The following is an 18,137-nucleotide window of genomic DNA, read 5'->3' on the forward strand; positions in this document are numbered from 1 at the left end:
TTCTGGAAATGCCGGCAATTGGTGGAACGCTGGATAGGCTCAAGGCTTTCTACAGCGCCGCCTTTTCCTGGTCGTTAACCGACTACGGGCCGACCTACTCGGCCTTTTCGGAAGGCCTTGATGGAGGCTTCCAGGCTGATGCCGGCGAGGCGCCCGCCAAGCCGCTTCCAGTGCTTTATTCCGAGGACCTGGAAGAAACCCTGGGCGCCGTCGAGAATTCCGGCGGCACGAACGTCAAGCCGATCTTCTCATTCCCCGGCGGCAGGCGGTTCCATTTCGTCGATCCGGCCGGCAATGAGATGGCCGTCTGGAGTGAATAGACGCCATCGCCCGACAGCTGACGATGACATGCGAACGCCAATCTGCGGGAACCGGTGGATCAGTCCCGCGCACTTGCTATTCTCGGCATTGAGCTTTCCGTCGGCTCGTCCTATAAGGCCGCGCGCACAGCGGGCATGTTCCCGCTGTTGGGGCGTAGCCAAGTGGTAAGGCATCGGTTTTTGGTACCGACAATCCCAGGTTCGAATCCTGGCGCCCCAGCCAGTCGTCTGATAATGAAACCAACAGCTTAGTTCACCTTTAAGACGCCAGTTGTCTAGATAAACAATAGTCCCGTTATTTCGACAGCGTCTGTAGCTGCCAAAAATAAAATCTCATTGCGCCGTTCCCTGCGATGCTTCCAGCGCTCTCTCCGCCAGCGCATCCGCAACGGCCATTCAACTCAGGTCGACTATTTTAAATGCTTGGATCGTCACAACTGACTTGGTGCCACTGATCCATCCGCCGCTCGCGGCTGTTTACCTGGGCCGAGTTCGGGGCATCCTCAGCCAGGAGCGTGGTCGGCCACGGTCCAACTGGTGCATGACCGGGGGTCACCATGACGCCATGCATAATAATTGAACTTAAAACGGCGAAGCAGACGGTTACCCACAGAATTGTCGCACCCTCGAATTCAGCCTGCCCAAGTGCAAATGCGAGGTAGTAGAACAATCCGAGGCCGCGTATTCCAAAAAAAGCAATCACGGCCTTTTCGCGTGATAACGTCTGCAATCCGATCTGTCCGCGCCCTAAGGGCAGATCACTGTCAGCGGCGACCCGGCGGCCTACATGCGGAGGCGCTATCGCGGCTTATCCTTCTCGAAATCGGTAGCTAAAGCTCGAGCAGGATTGATCCGTCCGCCGCATATCAGTTCATTGGCCATACGATCATTAGCATCGGCACAGCAACAATGATGACGAGGAACGATAGCGGCAGTCCCAGGCGTGGATAATCGCTGAAACGGTAGCCCCCAGGCCCCATGACGAGTGTGTTGCACTGGTGGCCTATCGGGGTGAGAAAATCGCAACCGGCGCCAATGGCGACTGCCATCAGAAATGCTTCCGGTCTGTAGCCGAGATCGCCAGCAAATTCGGCGGCGATGGGCGCCATGACCAGAACGGTGGCGGCATTGTTGAGGAATGGTGTAACGGCCATGGCAGCGACAAGGATGAGCATCAATGCGCCGGGCGCCGGAAGAACGGTGCCCAGTCTGGCAAGCTCGCCGGCTATTACTCCTGTGGCCCCTGTACTGCGTAGCGAATCGCTCACTGGAATGAGAAGGGCGAGCATGATGAGGATTGGACCATCCAGCGATTGGTAGACGTCCCGGACCGGAATGACCCTGAAAAGCACCATTCCGACCGCGGCCGCAAAGAAAGCGACGGAGACCGGGAGCAGCCCGAACGCAGTCGCCACCATCGCGAGAGCAAGGATCGATACCGGCACGACACCCTTACGCACGCTACCAAGCAGGATAGCCCTTTCCGCCAGCGGCAGGCAGCCGAGTTCACGCAGTATCTCGGGTATCGTGGCTGCATTGCCCTGCAACACGATGACGTCGCCGAGCCTTAGCTGGATTTCGGCCAGCCTGCGGTCGAGGCGCTCGCCGTGACGGCTGACAGCCAGGAGGTTGACATTGAAGCGGTGGTAGAGGGCAAGGCGCTGGGCTGTCCAGCCGATTAAAGGGGAGCTTTCACCGATGACAGCTTCGATAGCGACCAACTCGCTGGTCGTGTTGTCCCCACTGGCCCTGTTGCCCGTGACGCTGAGCTTGCCCTGCGAGACAAGGCGATCCAGCGCCTCTGGGTCGCCCTCGAGCAGCAGGATGTCGTTCGCTTTGAGGACAACATCGGGCAGTGGTGTCATCCGCATAGTCCGGTTGCGCAGGATCGACGTCACGATAGCATCGCCGCCGGACAGCTTAATGAGGTCTGCGACGGTTTTCCCAAGCACCGTGGAATCGCTGACAATTCGAGCCTCTGTCAGGTAATTCTTGATGGCGATGGCTTCATTCAGCGAACCGCCGAGCTTTTCGCGCACCGGTAACAGCCAATAGAAAAGCAGCAGGAAGATCGTTCCGGCGGCGGCTAGGGCGGCTCCAACAGGTGTAAAGTCGAACATTGTGAAGGCGGTGCCGGTCAGCTCCTCCCGCACACGGGACACAACGATATTGGGAGATGTTCCCACCTGCGTCATGAGCCCGCCGAGCAGTGATCCGAACGCCATAGGCATCAGGAATATCGAGGGTGAAACGCTCGACCGGCGCGCGAACTGGAAGGCGATCGGAATCATGATAGCGAGCGCACCGATATTCTTTACAAAGGCAGACAGGATCGTGACCACGATCACCAGCAGCGCCAATTGCGACCGAACGCCCGATAGGTTGGGAACAAAGCGCTTGATGGCGATTTCCATGATGCCCGAGCGGGCTATGCCTGCGCTCACCAGCAGGGCACTGCCGACAATGACCACGATATCGTCGCTGAACCCGCTGAAGGCCTCGTCAAAAGGCACGATGCCAACCGCGAGTCCAAGCAACAGTGCCGCGGCTGCGACCAGATCATATCGATACCGACCCCAAACGAGCGCCGCCATCATCACGAAGATGACGGCGAACGACAGAATTTGCGGCGTAGTCATGTCTTCGGATGCTCCGCCGCTAATGCGGCTGATCAGAACGGCCGAACCGCCCTTTTGTTGCTTTCGCTGGTCACGGTTTTGCTGACACGGTTCTAAATGCTGAGCTTCCATGCTTGCGAACAAGCCCGTGTCGGCGATGGTCCTGCCTCTTGGGAGCCATCCTAGTAGCGTTGCATCAAGGTGCGCGATCGGTCAGTGCGCTTGCACCTTCCTCCGCGGCGCAATGTGCGCAGCAGTAGATAATGTCACCTTGTTCGACGCCATGTCCGATGATCCGGCAGCCGCAATGCGGGCAGAGCGGCGCAAGTTTGTGGATCGCGCATTCGAAGCTGTCAAACGTATAGGTTTCCTCAGCTAGCTTCACTTCGAAAGCCTTGTCGTAGTCATTCCCGCATTGATCGCATCTGGCCATAGTTCTTTCCTTCTTCTTCATTGGCTCAAGCTCGACCAACCCGCCGCATGGCGACAGGTTCCCGTCAGGATCGTAGAGTCATTAAGCAGGAGACGAGCGCGAGCCGGCGTCACGCGCGCCGATCGATCAAGCGGATCACCTCCTCGATGCCCCGCGGCTCGATGTCGAGTTCCTTCAGGCCAGGCGCGCCGATTGCTGCCACATTGTCGTGCCGCATAAGATCGACCTGGTTGCGCGTTATGGGCGCGGCCGGAAGGAGTTCCGCGACGCCGGCCAAGGCGCCCCACGCCGCAAACGGCACCGGCATCAGCCTGATGTGGGTACCGAGCTGTCGGGCGATCTCCCGCAGCAGTTCCTTATAGGTGTAGATGCGCGGGCCACCGAATTCGAGTGTAAATGAGCCCTTGTGGTTTCGCCCGTCGATAAGCCGGCCCACTGCTTCTGCGACGTCTGCCACATAGACCGGCTGAAGCCGTGTGCCACCATCGCCGAACAGCGGATAGACCGGCAGGAGACGTATCAGCCTCACAATCGTCGTGAGGAAAACGTCGTCAGGTCCTGTCATGACCGCGGGACGAACAATGAAGGCGCCGGGAAATGCGCTCGCCACCGCCTCTTCTCCGCGACCACGTGCCCCAATATATTTCGAATCCGATTGAGAATGGGAGCCGATCCCCGAAATCTGGACGAACCGGTCTACCCCGCCATCGCGCGACGCAGCGGCGAGATCAGCGGCAGCTTTCACATGCACGCGTTCAAACGTCTGCGCACCCTGCTCGACATAAAGACTGACAGCATTCACGATCGCCTGTGATCCGGCAATGGCCGAGCCGATCGAGGACGCATCCAATATATCCGCCTCGACGGCTTCAGGCATCCTTGCAGTCGAAGAAAAGACCGGGCCCACACGAGCCGGGTGGCGGGATGCGGCGCGGACCGTGAAGCCTCTTTCAAGGAGCCGCTTCACGATCCTGCGCCCGAGAAAGCCTGTTCCGCCGAACACAGTGGCGATCCGTTCCGTGTTGAGATCGTCAGGATCCATCGCCATCCCTTCTTCGCGTGCCGGCCAGGCGCCTGCCGCGAGGATTGCCCCTGGCCGGCGTATGAACCAGCCGTCGAACATCAGGACGGTTGGAGAACAACGCAGGAACGCTTTTTGTTCCAGTCAGCGCTGGGTTGATCGGGGAACGGCCGATGTCGCCATAGAAGGCGAGTGTTTGACGCTGAGTTGCTTTATCCGTGCTATCAAGACTGGTCGAGGCACTGCAGCGTCGAAATTGACAAATCATCGCTTGCAAATCGGTCGCCGCTGTCTTTTGCTCGCGCGACAGTTGTCCCATGACTGTTGAATGGTTGGCGAACGGATGAACAAAATCGATCGGCGACGGCCAGAGTCTGAAGCGGACGCCAGCGTAAATGCCGCGCGACTTGGAACGCGGTTGCGCCTCGCCCGGCAGACACGGGGCATGACGCTGAAGACGCTGGCGACAGCTGCGAACTGCTCTGAAAGCCTTTTGTCCAAGATCGAGAACGGCAAGGCTTCGCCATCCCTACCCATGCTTCACCGCGTGGTCGAAGTTCTAGGGACCAATATCGGCTGGATGTTCGAACAGGTCGACGACGACGAGGCGATCGTGTTCCGCGCAGGCGCGCGGCCATTGATCTCGCTCGACGCGCTGAGGCGCGGCGAGGGCATTTCGCTTGAGCGCATCATTCCGTATTCGCCCGGTCACCTGCTGCAGTGCAATATCCATCATATCGAGGCGGACGGCGAGAGCGAAGGTCCCATCCAGCATGTCGGCGAGGAAGTCGGCTATGTGCTCGCTGGCCGGATCAAGCTGATCGTCGATGGCAAGAGCCATGATCTCGCCACTGGCGATGCGTTCGTGTTCAGGTCGGAGCTGCCGCACCATTACCGCAACATCGGCAAGGAGAGAGCCAGCATTTTCTGGGTCAACACGCCGGCGACGTTCTGACGGCGCTCAGAGATCAAATTCGTTGACAAGTATTCAAGTCTCTTGAATGTTGCCTCGTGCCTGTAGCACCAATGGGACCAGCCTAACAGGTTTGGCCCGCAAGCAAGGGGAACCGTAAATGCGTCCGTTCAAACTTCTCTTCCGTTGCGCCGCCGTCATCGCCATTTGCTCGACCGCGATGGGATCGGCGTTCGCCGATACGTTCGCTCTCGTCAACATCAACCAGCAGGCCCTGTTCTTCAACCAGATCAATGAGGGCGCGCAGAAGGCCGCCGACGCCGCGGGCGCCAAGCTGGTCATCTTCAATGCCAACAACGTGCCGAGCGCGCAAAATGACGCGATCGAGAACTACATCACACAGAAAGTCGACGGCATCATTTTAGTCGCCATCGACGTGAACGGCGTCAAGCCTGCAATCACCGCCGCGAAGGCGGCCGGCATCCCCGTAATCGCCATCGACGCCCAGATTCCCGACGGCGACAACGTTGCGTTCATCGGTGTCGACAACGCCAAGGCCGGCGAGGATATCGGCAAATTCTACGCGGACTATGTCAAGTCGGAGATGGGCGGCACTGCCAAGATCGGCATTGTCGGCGCGCTTAATTCGTTCATCCAGAACCAGCGGCTCGACGGTTTCAAGAAGGCGGTCACCGACAGCGGCCTGGCGATCACCTTCCTCGACACGGTCGACGGCCAGAATGTTCAGGAGACCGCAATGAGCGCTTCGGAGAATTTGATGACCGCCAATCCGGACATGACGACGCTATATGCGACCGGCGAGCCGGCGTTGCTCGGCGCTGTTTCCGCCGTAACCAGCCAAGGCCGCACCGGCGACGTCAAGGTGTTCGGCTGGGACCTGACCAAGCAGGTCATTCAGGGCATTGACGATGGTTGGGTGGTGGCCGTCGTCCAGCAGGACCCTGCCGGCGAAGGCAAGGCCGCTGTCGAAGCATTGACCAAGCTCAAGAAGGGCGAAACGGTCGAGCCGATCATCAATATTCCGGTGACGATCGTGACCAAGGAGAATGTCGAGCAATACCGCGCGATGTTCCAGTAAGCTGCGTCGATGACCGGTCCGCGGCGCCGCTTGAGGCTACGCCGCGGACGCTTTGCAAATCCCGTGGGATCCAAGATGAGCAGTAGCGAGACCTATCGGGTGCGGATGAGCGGCATCTCAAAGCGCTACAACGCCATCCAGACGCTCGATGATGTGTCGCTGGTGCTGAAGCCGGGCGAGGTCCTGGGACTGGTCGGCGACAATGGCGCGGGAAAGTCGACATTGAGCAAGGTGCTGTCGGGGGCGGTGGTTCCCGATGCCGGCACGATCGAGATCGATGGCATGCCGGTGACCTTCAACTCGCCGGCGGATTCGCGTGCAGCGCGCGTCGAGATGGTCTATCAGGATCTGTCGCTCTGCGACACGGTCGATGTCGCCGGCAATCTCTTTCTCGGCCGCGAGCCGCGCCGCCGCATCGCCGGCATTTCCTTTCTCGACAAGAAGCGCATGCACGAACAGACGCGCCAGATGCTCGATCGACTCGGCATCGTTATCGCCGACACGCGGCTCAAGGTCGAGAACCTGTCCGGCGGACAGCGACAGTCGATCGCGATCGGCCGCGCCGCCTCGTTCGAGCCGTCCGTGCTGATTATGGATGAGCCGACGGCAGCGCTTGCCGTCGCCGAGGTCGAGGCTGTGCTCGACCTGATCCGCGCCGTGAGCGCCCGCGGCGTCAGCGTTATTCTGATCACCCACCGCCTTCAGGATCTGTTCCTCGTATGCGACCGCATTCAGGTCATGTACGAAGGACGCAACGTCGCCGAGCGGCTGATCGGCGAAACCAATATCGAAGATGTCGTCAACCTGATCGTGGGCCGCAAATTCAGCGCTCGCTCGGCCACCGGCGCCTATCGCGATGGAGCGCCAGTATGAGCGACGTGAGTTCGACCCACTCCGCGCAGTCTCGAAGGGTTCGCGAAGGCACATGGCGAGATGCGGTGCTCGCCAATGGCAGTGTCGTGTCGATCGCGTTGTTCTTTCTTGTGGTTTGCGTCATCTTCTCGGTGACGACGGACGCCTTTCTGACGTCGCCCAATCTGCTGAACATCCTGCGGCAGTCGGCCCCGCTGCTGATCGTCGCCGCAGCGATGACCTTCGTCATCACCACGGGCGGCATCGACCTTTCTGTCGGCTCCGTGCTGGCGCTGGTGGCAACGTTGTCGGCGACACTGCTGCAGCTGGGCCTGCCATGGCCGGCGGTCATCCTGGCCATGCTTGCGCTGGGTGCCTTGCTTGGCGCGGTGCAAGGCTATTTCGTTGCTTATGAGGGCATCCCGGCCTTCATCGTCACGCTTGCCGGGCTTTCGGTGATCCGTGGCGTGGCGCTGCTGATCACCGGCGGCTACTCGATCCCCATCGAGCCGGGAAGCCCTTTCACGGTGCTGGGCCGCGCCTGGTTTCTTGGCGTGCCGGCGCCTGCGCTGATCGCGCTGGCGATCCTTGCGATCGCCTATATCGCCTTCAACGAGACGCCGTTCGGCCGCTACGTGACCGGCATCGGAGCCAACGCCGAAGCGGTCAGGCGCGCCGGCGTCAACACGCGGTTGACGACGCTTTTCGTTTACGTGATTTCCGCCGCCGCGGCAGCACTTGCGGGGATCATCATTGCGGCCCGGCTCGGATCCGGATCGTCGAACGCCGGGCAAGGCTTTGAGCTCGAAGTGATCGCTGCGGTCGTGCTTGGCGGCACCAGCCTGTTCGGCGGCCGCGGAACGATTATCGGCACGGTGCTCGGCGCGCTTACCGTGGCCGTCATCGGCAACGGCCTGATCCTGGCGCATCTGTCGCCCTTCCTGACGCCGATCGTGACCGGAACGATCATCCTGGTCGCCATCTGGCTGAACTTCCGCCTGTTCCGCGGCGCCGTACGGAGCCGTTGAGCCTATGAGTGATCTCTTCGATGACGCAGCTCCCAGGCAGCGGCTGGCGATCGGGGTCGAATCCGGCCAGGTGATGACCGTGCTCGGCCCCGTTCCGGTCGAAGAAATGGGCGTAACGCTGATGCACGAGCACATCCTGCTCGACGGCGCGCGCACCTGGAAATGCCCCTGTCATCCCGACGACATGGCGCTCGCCGAGCAGCCCGTGAACATCGAGATCATCGGCGAACTGCGCATGAACCCTTACGTCAACCGCGACAATGTTTCGCTCGACGACAGCGACCTGGCGCTGTCTGAGCTGCAACGCTATCGCGCGCTCGGCGGCCACACCGTCGTCGACGCGACCAATATCGGCATCGGCCGTGAAGCGGAAAAGCTCGCCCGCATCAGCCGCATGTCCGGCCTGAAGATCGTCATGGGCACCGGCTTCTATCTGGAGCACACCCATCCCGAATGGCTGAAGACCATGGATGTCGACGCGGTGACCGAATTCATCGTCAACGATGTCGGCGGCGGCGAGATGCAGCCGACGATCCTGGCCGGTCTGATCGGCGAGGTCGGCGTCAGCAAGGACTTCACCTCCGAGGAACGAAAGTCACTGCGAGCTTCGGCGCGGGCCTCGCGCATCACGGGCGTGCCGCTGTCGATCCATTTGCCCGGCTGGGAGCGGCTGGCGCACGAGGTGCTCGATGTCGTCGAGGCAGAGGGCGCCGATCTTCGCCACACCGTGCTCTGCCATATGAACCCCAGCCACAACGATCTCGACTATCAGACAAGCCTCGCCCGGCGCGGCGCTTTCCTGGAATACGACATGATCGGCATGGACTATTATTATGCCGATCAGGACGCGCAATCGCCCTCCGATGAGGAGAATGCACGGGCAATTGCGGCACTTATCGACGCCGGCTTCGGCGACCGCCTGCTGCTGTCGCAGGATGTGTTCCTCAAGATCATGCTGACCCGCTTCGGCGGTTTCGGCTACGGCTATATCCTCAAGCATTTCGTACCGCGCCTGAAACGGCATGGCGTCGAGCAACCGGCCATCGACCGCATGCTGGTCGCCAATCCGAGGGCTGTGTTCTCGCGGCGGAACTGACTTACGACGGAGTTCAAATGTCCAAGAAAAAGATTCTGCTAGCCGGTGAATCCTGGGTGTCGACCGCGACCCATATCAAAGGCTTCGATCAGTTTCCGACGGTCACCTACCACACCGGCGCCGACGAATTGCTGACGGCGCTGAAGGCGACCGACTTCGATGTGACCTTCATGCCGGCGCATGAGGCGCAGCGCAGCTTTCCGCAAACAATGGAGGCGCTTTCGGCCTATGATGCGGTGGTGCTCTCCGACATCGGCGCCAACACGCTGCTTCTGCATCCCGACACTTGGGTTCACTCGAAGCCGACGCCGAACCGTTTGCGCCTGCTGCGCGATTATGTGCGCGACGGCGGCGGGCTTTTGATGTTTGGCGGCTATTATAGCTTCCAGGGCATTAATGGCGGCGCGCGCTATCGCAAGACGCCGGTCGAGGAGGTGCTGCCGGTGAACTGCCTCGCCTTCGACGACCGCGTCGAGGTGCCGGAAGGGTTTTCGCCTGTTCTGAAAGGCTCCTCGGACCACCCGATCTTGAAGGGTCTCGGTTCGGCTTGGCCAATCCTGCTCGGCTTCAACGAGGTGACGCTGAAGGACGGGGCGGAAGTTCTGGCAACCGTGTCATCGGATTACGGATCGCTGCCGCTGCTCGTCGCCGGCCACTATGGCAAGGGCCGCACTGTGGCCTGGACATCCGATGTCGGGCCGCATTGGCTGCCACCGGAGTTCATCGCCTGGAAAGGCTACAAAACCCTGTTCGAACAGATGCTGAACTGGGCGACCGGTGAGAGCTGAGCGATGCATGTCCATGTCGTGGGCAATGCCTGCGTAGACACGATGTTTCGCGTCGGCCGCTTCCCCGCCGCCGGCGAGACTTTGAACGCCAGCAGCTACGCCGACGGCCTCGGCGGCAAAGGCGCAAACCAGGCCGTTGCGGCCGCGCGCACGGGTGCTGCGGTGACGTTTTGGACGGCGCTCGGCAAGGACCGCGCAGGCGCATGGATCCGAGCCTCTCTCGACAGGGAGTTGTCCGACCTCGAGGTGAGCGAATTCGACCTGCCGAGCGACCGCTCGACCATCGTCATTGAGGTCGGCGGCGAGAACTTCATCGTCAGCGGTGTCGCCTGCAGCGAAGCGTTCGATCCGATCGCGCAAACGGCACTTGCGCGACGGATCGCGTTCGGCGACATCGTCGTCTGTCAGGGAAACCTGCGAGGCGCCGCGATAAATGCCTGCCTGCGGGCAGCACAGGAAAATGGCGCGCGCACCGTCCTGAATGCCAGTCCTATCAATGCGGCGGCTTTGCCTGACTTGGGTCTGGCGCAGCTGTTGGTCGTGAACCAATCCGAGGCGAAAGCACTGACCGGCGAGGGTGATATGGCAGCTGCGGCCGACGCGCTCGCGGCCAAAGGCGCCGGAACAGTCGTGATCACACTTGGCGCGGAAGGTTGTCTCGTGCTTGGCCCGGACCAGGAAGCACCGCTTCGTTTGCCGGCGCCCGGCGTCGAAGCGCTCGACACCAGCGGCGCCGGCGATGTGTTTTGCGGCTGTCTGGCCGGCGGGCTTTCCAAAGGAATGTCGGTTACCTCAGCGCTGAAGTTCGCGCTCGCGGCCGCGGCAATTGCGGTGACTCGCCCGGGCACATTGATATCCTGTCCTTCCGCGCCTGAAATGGCGGCGCTCATCGATGAAACGGAGCTCCCATGACCCAACTCGGCCAATCGGGCGCCGACGCGCTCGTAGAACTTTTCGGCCGCACCAAGGTGGTGATCGGTGTCGTTCATCTTGCGCCGCTTCCTGGCTCGCCGCGCTTTGACGGCGAGGCGGTCGAGGCGATCTATCAGCGGGGTCTCGATGATGCGAGGTCCTATCTCGACGCCGGATGTGACGGCGTGATCGTCGAGAATCATGGCGACATCCCCTTTGCAAAACCTGACGATATCGGACCGGAGACAGCGGCCTATATGGCGGTCGTTTCCGACCGTATCCGCCGCGAACTCGGCAAGCCGGTCGGCATCAATGTGCTCGCTAACGCCGCGATCCCTGCCCTTGCGATCGCCAGTGCCGCCGGCGCGGGTTTCATCCGCGTCAATCAATGGGCGAATGCCTATGTCGCCAACGAGGGTTTTGTCGAGGGCGAGTCAGGTCGCGCGGCGCGCTACCGCGCCAAGCTTCGCGCCAACGGCATCCGCGTTTTCGCCGATGCTCATGTCAAGCATGGCGCACACGCCATCGTTGCCGACCGGCCAGTGGAGGAACTGGTCAAGGATCTGGTCTTCTTCGACGCCGACGCCATCATTGCGACCGGTCAGCGCACCGGGCACGCTGCGGATCTGAGCTACATCCGCATGATCAAGGAGGCCGCCGGCCTACCGACGCTGGTCGGCAGCGGCGTGACGCCCAACAATGCTAACGATATCCTTGGCATCGTCGATGGCGTCATCATCGCCAGCGCACTGAAGCATGACGGCGTCTGGTGGAACCAGGTCGACCCTGCCAGAGTAAAGACCTTCATGGCCGGGCTGAGGCGATGATCGAGCGGCAATGATGCCATTCTGTTTGTGGCCGGAGCGAAGTCGCGGGGCCGCAAACGCGGATGCCAACAGGCAACGACGACACTCAGGCCGCAGTCACCTTGTCGTTGATCCTGCAACCCATTCGGACCGGTACCAGTCGACGAATTTCTTCAGACCATCTTCGATCGAAACGCTCGGCTTGAAGCCGAAATCGCCCTCCAGTGCCGTCATGTCGGCATAGGTCCGCTCGACGTCGCTGCTCTGCATCGGCTCGCTGTGGCGGATCGCCTTTACACCGAGCAGTCTTTCCAGAGTGTCGATGAAATCGCCCAGCCGCACCGGCCGGTTGTTGCCGACATTGTAAATCCTGCTGGGTGGGGCATCGGCCATGGGCGGCTTGTCGAGCACGGCAACGACCGCCCGCACCACATCGTCGACATACGTGAAATCCCGCCACATCTCGCCATTGTTGAATACCCGGATCGGCTTTCCCTCGAGGATCGCCTTGGTGAATATCCAATAGGCCATGTCGGGCCGGCCCCAAGGGCCGTAGACGGTGAAAAACCGCAAGCCGGTTTGCGGCACCCCGAAGAGATGGGCATAGGTGTGGCTCATCAATTCATCTGACTTCTTGGTAGCAGCGTAGAGCGAGACGGGCCTGTCGACCTGATCGGTCTCGCTGAACGGCACCTTGCGGTTGCCGCCATAGACCGAACTCGACGAGGCATAGACCAGATGCTCGAATGCTGGCTGCGCGCGACAGAATTCGAGCACTTCGAGATGGCCGACGACATTGGAACGGACATAGAGCCTCGGATTGTCGAGTGAATGGCGCACACCCGCCTGAGCGGCGAGATGGACAATCCTGGTTATGCCTTGCCCGGCCAAAGCGGCGGCGAGCGCGCCCTGTTCGGCGATCTCGATCTCATGAAATGAAAAATTCTTGTGGGGCTGAAGGCGGGCGAGCCGCCCCTCTTTGAGCGCCAGGTCGTAATAGTCGTTCATATTGTCGACGCCGACGACTGCTTCCCCCCTGCGCAAGAGGTGGTGGCAAACGTAGCTGCCAATGAATCCCGCGGCTCCAGTGACAAGTATAGGCAACAAGATTCTCCATGCACATGATCGCGAAATCGAGATCGATTTCCGAAACGACCATGTGCAACATCAAAATGCTACATCCGAATGAAGGACCGTCTCAGCTCGTGCTATAGCCGATAGGCGCTACCGACAAGCTGTGCTGTCGACGCGTCAGCTCGCCTCGCGCAGAGCCTCGGCCGCCTGCAGATCGACCGACACGAGCTGGCTAACGCCCTGCTCAGCCATGGTCACCCCGAACAGCCGGTTCATGCGGGCCATGGTGATCGGGTTGTGCGTGATGATGACGAAGCGCGTCTCGGTGGTGGCGGCCATTTCGTCCATCAGATTGCAGAACCGCTCGACATTGTGATCGTCGAGCGGTGCGTCGACTTCGTCGAGCACGCAGATCGGCGCGGGATTGGTCAGGAACACGGCGAAGATCAGAGACATCGCCGTCAACGCCTGTTCGCCGCCGGAAAGCAGCGTCATCGTCTGCGGCTTCTTGCCGGGCGGCCGCGCAAGGATTTCGAGACCGGCCTCGAGCGGATCGTCGGACTCGATCAGTTGCAGTTCCGCCGTCCCGCCGCCGAACAGATGCGAAAACAGCCGCTGGAAATGACCGTTGACCACGTCGAAGGCAGCCAGCAGCCGTTCGCGGCCTTCGCGGTTCAGGCTCTGGATCGCCTGCCGCAGCTTGCGGATGGCCTCGATGATGTCCTCGCGTTCGGAAACGATGGTCTCGAGCCGATCGGATAGTTCCTTCTGCTCTTCCTCGGCGCGCAGATTGACGGCGCCCAGGCGCTCGCGCTCGATCTTCAGCCGGTCGAGCTGACGCTCGATCTCAGTCATCTCCGGCATCGGGCTGTCGGCCTCCAGGCCGGTGTGGCGGATGACCAGATGCGGCGGCGTGTTGAGCGTTTCCTGAATGCGCGCCTCGACCTCCAGCCGTCTTTCGTCGGCAGCGGTCAGCCGCTCTTCGGCGCGGACGCGCGTTTCGCGCGCCTCGGCCAACGACTGGATTGCTGATGTCGCGGCCTTGTCCAGTTCGGACTGCTTGTTCTCCGCCTCCTGCAACCGGTCGCCGGCTGCCTGGCGCAGGCTTTCGGCTTCGGCAAGCTGCGACAGCAAGGCGCGCCGCTTGGCGTCGATCTCGTCGGGTGCGTCGGCCAGTCTTTCGCGCTCGGCCTCGGCCTCGGCCTTGCGTTCGCCGAGTGCCGCGATCTGCGTCGAGGCGTTTTCGGCGCGCTCCAGCCAGTTGCGGCGTTCCTGGCCGATGGCGTCGAGGCGGCGCGTTCGCGCTTCGGCTTCCCGCCTCAAGCCTTCATGGACGGCGCGGGCATCGGCAAGGGTGGCGCGGTCGCCAGCGACGTTGGCGGCCGACTGTTCGAGCTGCAACTGCAGATCACCGAGGTCGGGAGCGCTTTGCAGCAGCATCTCCGCCTCGACGAATGCCGCCGCCGTCTCTTCATGGCTGTCGACGATACGCGCGCGGGCCTCGTCAAGTGCGGCGCGTCGGCTCGACAGCTCGCCGCCGGCCTTCTCGGCCTCGGCCAGCGCGTTGCGGGCGGCGTCCAGCCCATGCTGGGCATCACGCCCGGCTTGACGGGCGTAGCGCTCGGCCTCGCTCGCCCGGGCAAGCGCCTGCTCGGCATGGGCAAGAGCCTCTTCGGCCTGACGCAGGATGCGGGTCGCGTGGACCGCCTCGGCCTCGAGCTCGGCCAGCCGGTTTTTCTGCGCCAGCCGCTGCGCGGCCGCGGTCGGCGCGTCGGCGCTGGCGGTGAACCCATCCCAACGCCAAAGCGCCCCTTCGCGGCTGACCAGCCGTTGCCCGGGAGCAAGCAGCGCCTGCAGCCGCTTTCCGTCGCCGGCCTCGACGATGCCGATCTGCGCCAATCGGCGGGCCAGTTGGGCCGGCGCTCGGACCACGCTGGCAAGGCTCTTGATGCCTTCGGGTAGAGCGGCGTCGCCGGGCTGGATCTCGCTTTGCCCCCAATGCACCGGCGCGCTGCGGTCGAGCGGCACATCGAGATCCTCGCCAAGGGCGGCGCCCAGCGCCGTCTCGTAGCCGCGTTCGACGCTGATCTGCTCCAGGACAGAGGGGAAGAGGTCGCCGCTCGCGGCATTCAGGATCTTGGCCAGTGTACGGGCCTCAGTTTCAATCCGCGCCAGCTCGGCCTTTGCATCCTGAACCGACGGGCGGGCAGCGCTTTCCGCCGCGCGCGCATCGACGACGGCCTGTTCGGCGGCAATCGCTGCGGCTTCGGTCTCCTCCAGCAGCGCCAGCGCCTGTTCGACCAGCAGCCGCTTCTCGGCGGGATCGGGCAGGCCGGCGACCCTCGAAGCGATGTCGGACAATTCCCGGTCGACATCGGCGAACTGGCGGGCGAAACGGTCGCGGCGCTCGGCGGTATCGCGCAGCGTTCGTTCGATCTGGTTGCGGGAGGCGGCGGCCTCCGCCCGTTCGGCCGTGAGGCCAGCGAGTTTGGCTTCACTCGCGGCAAGCGTCGACGCCGCCCGTTCGAACGCCGCCCGGGTGCTGGCCTCGCGCTCGGCGGCGCCGGCGTTCTCAGTGTTGAGCACGGCTTCTTCGGCGGCGAGGCGCTCAAGAATATCCGCATTGTCTCGGACCATCCGCTCCTCGCGGACGATGTCGCCGTCGAGCTGCTGGAGCCGGCGGTCGAGTTCTGCTTGGCGGGCGCGGATGCGGCCCGCTTCCTCTTCGATCTGCGTCTTGGCGATCGACAGGCGCTGGAAGGCGGCAGCGGCGGCGGCTTCCGCATCGCGCAGTTCAGGCAACCGATGCGCGCTGATCCCTTGCTCCCTGGCGGCAGCCATCTGGGCGGCGGCGCGGTCGCCGACCAGTGCCGTGGCAATCGCCAGCGCCGAGCGCGCCTCGCCTTCTTGTGTTTTGGCCAACGTCCAGCGCAGATGCAGCAGCGTCGCCTCGGCCTTGCGGATGTCGGCCGACAGGTTCTTGAAGCGCGAGGCCTGGCGGGCCTGGCGCTTAAGGCTTTCGATCTGGCTTTCCAGCTCGCCGACGACGTCGTCCAGCCGTTCCAGATTCTGTTCGGCCGCTTTCAGACGCAGTTCCGCCTCGTGGCGGCGTGTGTGCAGACCCGAAATTCCGGCCGCCTCTTCCAGCAGCGCGCGGCGCGCCTGCGGCTTTGCCTGGATCAGCTCGCCGATGCGGCCTTGCCCGACCATCGAGGGCGAGCGCGCGCCGGTCGACTGGTCGGCGAAAAGCAGCTGCACGTCCTTGGCGCGGGCTTCCTTCCCATTGATGCGGTAAAGCGAACCCGCCTCGCGCTCGATGCGGCGTGAAACCTGCAGTTCGTCTGCGTCGTTGAAGGCGGAGGGCGCGCTACGGTCGCTGTTGTCGAGGAAAAGCGTGACTTCGGCGGTGTTGCGGGCAGGACGCGTTCCCGAACCGGAAAAGATGACGTCGTCCATGCCGGACGCGCGCATGTTCTTGTACGAGCTTTCGCCCATCACCCAGCGCAGCGCCTCGACAAGGTTCGACTTGCCGCAGCCGTTCGGCCCGACGATGCCGGTCAGGCCACGTTCGATAACGAACTCGCCGGGTTCGACGAAGGACTTGAAACCGAGCAGGCGAAGGCGCGAGAACTTCATTCGCGCCGCCCAATAAGCGGGTTCCGCAAAACTGTTCGGCGGTTTTGCGATAGGGCGCCAGGCGCGCGGCACGACAAAAAGCCACGCACGCCTAAGCGCAGCCGCTTCGGCGCCGCCGAAATGTCAGAGCAAAGGGTCGATAATGGCCGAGATTTCCTCAATCGACAGCGCCCCCTTGTAGGTCTTCCCGTTGATAAAGAAGGTCGGCGTCGAGTCGACCTTGAATTCATCGGCGCCACGCTTTTGGACCGATCTCACATCGTCCAGAAGTTTCTGGTCCGTCAAGCAGGCCTCGAACGACTCCTGTGTAAAACCGGCCATCTTGGAGATTTGCAGCAGGGCGTCCTTGGTATTGGCAACACCTGCCCAGTTCGCCTGCTGCCTGAACAGAACGTCCACCATCGGGAAATAATTGTCCTTGGAGCAGCGTGCCAGCATGAAACCGGCCTCGGCGCTGGGGTCGAACGGAAATTCGCGCAGGATAAGGCGGGCCTTGCCGGTGTCGATATATTTCGTCTTCAGCTCAGGCAGGGTGGTTTCGTGGAAATGCGCGCAGTGCGGGCAGGTCATCGAGGCATATTCGACAATGGTGACCTTCGCGTCGTCCTTGCCCAGTTGCTCGTCGGGCAGTGCGCCGGGTTTCAGCAGAGCCGCCATGTCCACCGTGCCCTGGGCCTCAGGCGCCTTGGCCGGGGCAGGAGTGGCCGGCTTCATCGCATCGGCGGGAGCCGCAGGCTTTGCATCCTGCGCCACGGCTTTCTCGCCCGAGTCGCTGCATGCGGCGAGCAGAGCCACGGCCGGAATGGCGGCCAGCGACGACAAGAGGTTTCTGCGGGACAAAAGACGGGCCATACGAATCACCTGACAATGGTTGGATTTTGCAATGCAAAGGCTAGAAAAGGCGAGAGTTGGCGCGAATTAAGGCATCGCCGTCCCCATTCCAATCGCCAAACCTTGTGTACGCGATCACGAAAGCGCGAGATCAATGCTTGTCGCCCAAAAGTGCGCAGCGGTTTTGGGCGGACGACATGCATAAAATTCAAGTCTTCTTTTGACCGAGAATGGTGGCGCCGAGCCGCTCCAGCGAAGCGCGCAGTCCGTCATCCTCGATCATTCCGACAGTGCCTGACAACTTTACCTTCTCGGCCGCGGTCAGCGGCCGAAAGCTTGGTTTAGGCCGCCCTTTGTCCGCCGTCACCGGCCTTTGTACGATTCTGATCCGGCCGATAGCGTTGAAGCCGAGGAAGGCGTTGACCCTGTTAATGATCTCGCCGGTCTCGTGCTGCAAATGGAGCGCGGCCATGCCTTCGCAGGCGATGACCAGAACCGCCGGCTCGAACGGATCATCTTCATGCATGCGGCGCGGCCACTGGATCTTTTCAGGGCGCGAACGGCTGGCGAGCCGCGGCCCGGCAATCTCCTCCCAGGACTGGACGAGCCCGATCGACATGCCGGCCCGCTTCCGCAACACCGGATCGAGAATCTGGGTTGCGAGATCACTCACCGGAACGGGATTGCCGAAGGGCCTTTTCCCTGCCATG

The 18,137-nt window shown here is 62.1% G+C and carries 17 protein-coding genes and 1 tRNA gene; 10 read left to right on the forward strand and 8 right to left on the reverse strand.

Features of this window, described 5'->3' with window-relative positions:
- The first annotated feature begins 8 nt into the window (after positions 1-8).
- Positions 9-320, forward strand: a complete 312-nt coding sequence (locus A9K68_RS25275; protein WP_065006251.1) for a glyoxalase — start codon at positions 9-11, stop codon at positions 318-320.
- A gap of 148 nt (positions 321-468) precedes the next feature.
- Positions 469-543 (forward strand) — tRNA-Gln (locus tag A9K68_RS25280).
- 192 nt (positions 544-735) lie between these two features.
- Here A9K68_RS25280 and A9K68_RS25285 read toward each other — a convergent pair.
- The 4 genes from A9K68_RS25285 to A9K68_RS25300 form a co-directional block, all read right to left on the reverse strand.
- Positions 736-1,050 carry a hypothetical protein gene (locus A9K68_RS25285; protein ID WP_065006250.1) on the reverse strand — a complete coding sequence of 105 codons (315 nt, stop codon included), beginning with the start codon at positions 1,048-1,050 and terminating at the stop codon, positions 736-738.
- 136 nt (positions 1,051-1,186) lie between these two features.
- On the reverse strand, positions 1,187-2,959 hold the full coding sequence (locus A9K68_RS25290) for an SLC13 family permease (protein ID WP_065006313.1): 1,773 nt from the start codon (positions 2,957-2,959) through the stop codon (positions 1,187-1,189).
- 175 nt (positions 2,960-3,134) lie between these two features.
- Positions 3,135-3,392 (reverse strand): hypothetical protein, encoded by a 258-nt coding sequence (locus A9K68_RS25295; protein ID WP_240992546.1) that lies wholly within the window; start codon positions 3,390-3,392, stop codon positions 3,135-3,137.
- 88 nt (positions 3,393-3,480) lie between these two features.
- The gene (locus A9K68_RS25300; RefSeq protein ID WP_065006312.1) at positions 3,481-4,413 is read right to left on the reverse strand and encodes a complex I NDUFA9 subunit family protein; all 933 of its coding nucleotides are present in this window, start codon (positions 4,411-4,413) and stop codon (positions 3,481-3,483) included.
- A gap of 322 nt (positions 4,414-4,735) precedes the next feature.
- Here A9K68_RS25300 and A9K68_RS25305 point away from each other — a divergent pair, with 322 nt between their 5' ends.
- From A9K68_RS25305 to A9K68_RS25340, 8 genes are all read left to right on the forward strand, one after another.
- Positions 4,736-5,347, forward strand: coding sequence for a cupin domain-containing protein (locus A9K68_RS25305; protein ID WP_065006311.1), 612 nt, complete (start codon positions 4,736-4,738; stop codon positions 5,345-5,347).
- 118 nt (positions 5,348-5,465) lie between these two features.
- Positions 5,466-6,404, forward strand: a complete 939-nt coding sequence (locus tag A9K68_RS25310) for a substrate-binding domain-containing protein (protein ID WP_029355684.1) — start codon at positions 5,466-5,468, stop codon at positions 6,402-6,404.
- Between the two features lie 75 nt (positions 6,405-6,479).
- Entirely contained in the window at positions 6,480-7,277 is a 798-nt protein-coding gene (locus A9K68_RS25315) for an ATP-binding cassette domain-containing protein (protein WP_065006249.1), read from the forward strand.
- Complete coding sequence (locus tag A9K68_RS25320; RefSeq protein WP_029355682.1) at positions 7,274-8,284, forward strand: ABC transporter permease; 1,011 nt, start codon at positions 7,274-7,276, stop codon at positions 8,282-8,284. Before A9K68_RS25315 ends, A9K68_RS25320 begins: the two co-directional genes overlap by 4 nt.
- Before the next feature lie 4 nt (positions 8,285-8,288).
- A complete protein-coding gene (locus A9K68_RS25325; RefSeq protein ID WP_065006248.1) occupies positions 8,289-9,380 on the forward strand; it encodes a phosphotriesterase in 1,092 nt (363 codons plus the stop codon).
- A 17-nt stretch (positions 9,381-9,397) separates the two neighbouring features.
- The gene (locus A9K68_RS25330) at positions 9,398-10,168 is read left to right on the forward strand and encodes a glutamine amidotransferase (RefSeq protein WP_065006247.1); all 771 of its coding nucleotides are present in this window, start codon (positions 9,398-9,400) and stop codon (positions 10,166-10,168) included.
- A gap of 3 nt (positions 10,169-10,171) precedes the next feature.
- Positions 10,172-11,080 (forward strand): PfkB family carbohydrate kinase, encoded by a 909-nt coding sequence (locus A9K68_RS25335; protein WP_065006246.1) that lies wholly within the window; start codon positions 10,172-10,174, stop codon positions 11,078-11,080.
- On the forward strand, positions 11,077-11,907 hold the full coding sequence (locus A9K68_RS25340) for a BtpA/SgcQ family protein (protein WP_065006245.1): 831 nt from the start codon (positions 11,077-11,079) through the stop codon (positions 11,905-11,907). The genes A9K68_RS25335 and A9K68_RS25340 overlap by 4 nt, the downstream gene beginning before the upstream one ends.
- Positions 11,908-12,003: 96 nt before the next feature.
- Here A9K68_RS25340 and A9K68_RS25345 read toward each other — a convergent pair whose 3' ends face one another.
- The 4 genes from A9K68_RS25345 to A9K68_RS25360 all read right to left on the reverse strand — a co-directional run bounded on the left by A9K68_RS25345 (position 12,004) and on the right by A9K68_RS25360 (position 18,136).
- On the reverse strand, positions 12,004-12,990 hold the full coding sequence (locus A9K68_RS25345) for an NAD-dependent epimerase/dehydratase family protein (RefSeq protein ID WP_156768179.1): 987 nt from the start codon (positions 12,988-12,990) through the stop codon (positions 12,004-12,006).
- Between the two features lie 147 nt (positions 12,991-13,137).
- Positions 13,138-16,596, reverse strand: a complete 3,459-nt coding sequence (smc, locus tag A9K68_RS25350) for a chromosome segregation protein SMC (protein WP_065006243.1) — start codon at positions 16,594-16,596, stop codon at positions 13,138-13,140.
- Positions 16,597-16,719: 123 nt separating this feature from the next.
- Positions 16,720-17,448 (reverse strand): DsbA family protein, encoded by a 729-nt coding sequence (locus A9K68_RS25355; RefSeq protein ID WP_065006242.1) that lies wholly within the window; start codon positions 17,446-17,448, stop codon positions 16,720-16,722.
- Between the two features lie 187 nt (positions 17,449-17,635).
- Entirely contained in the window at positions 17,636-18,136 is a 501-nt protein-coding gene (locus A9K68_RS25360; RefSeq protein ID WP_065006241.1) for a DUF721 domain-containing protein, read from the reverse strand.
- Between the last annotated feature and the right edge of the window lies 1 nt (position 18,137).

The organism is Mesorhizobium sp. AA22, from assembly GCF_001672375.2.
GTDB classification, from domain to species: Bacteria; Pseudomonadota; Alphaproteobacteria; order Rhizobiales; family Rhizobiaceae; genus Mesorhizobium; species Mesorhizobium wenxiniae.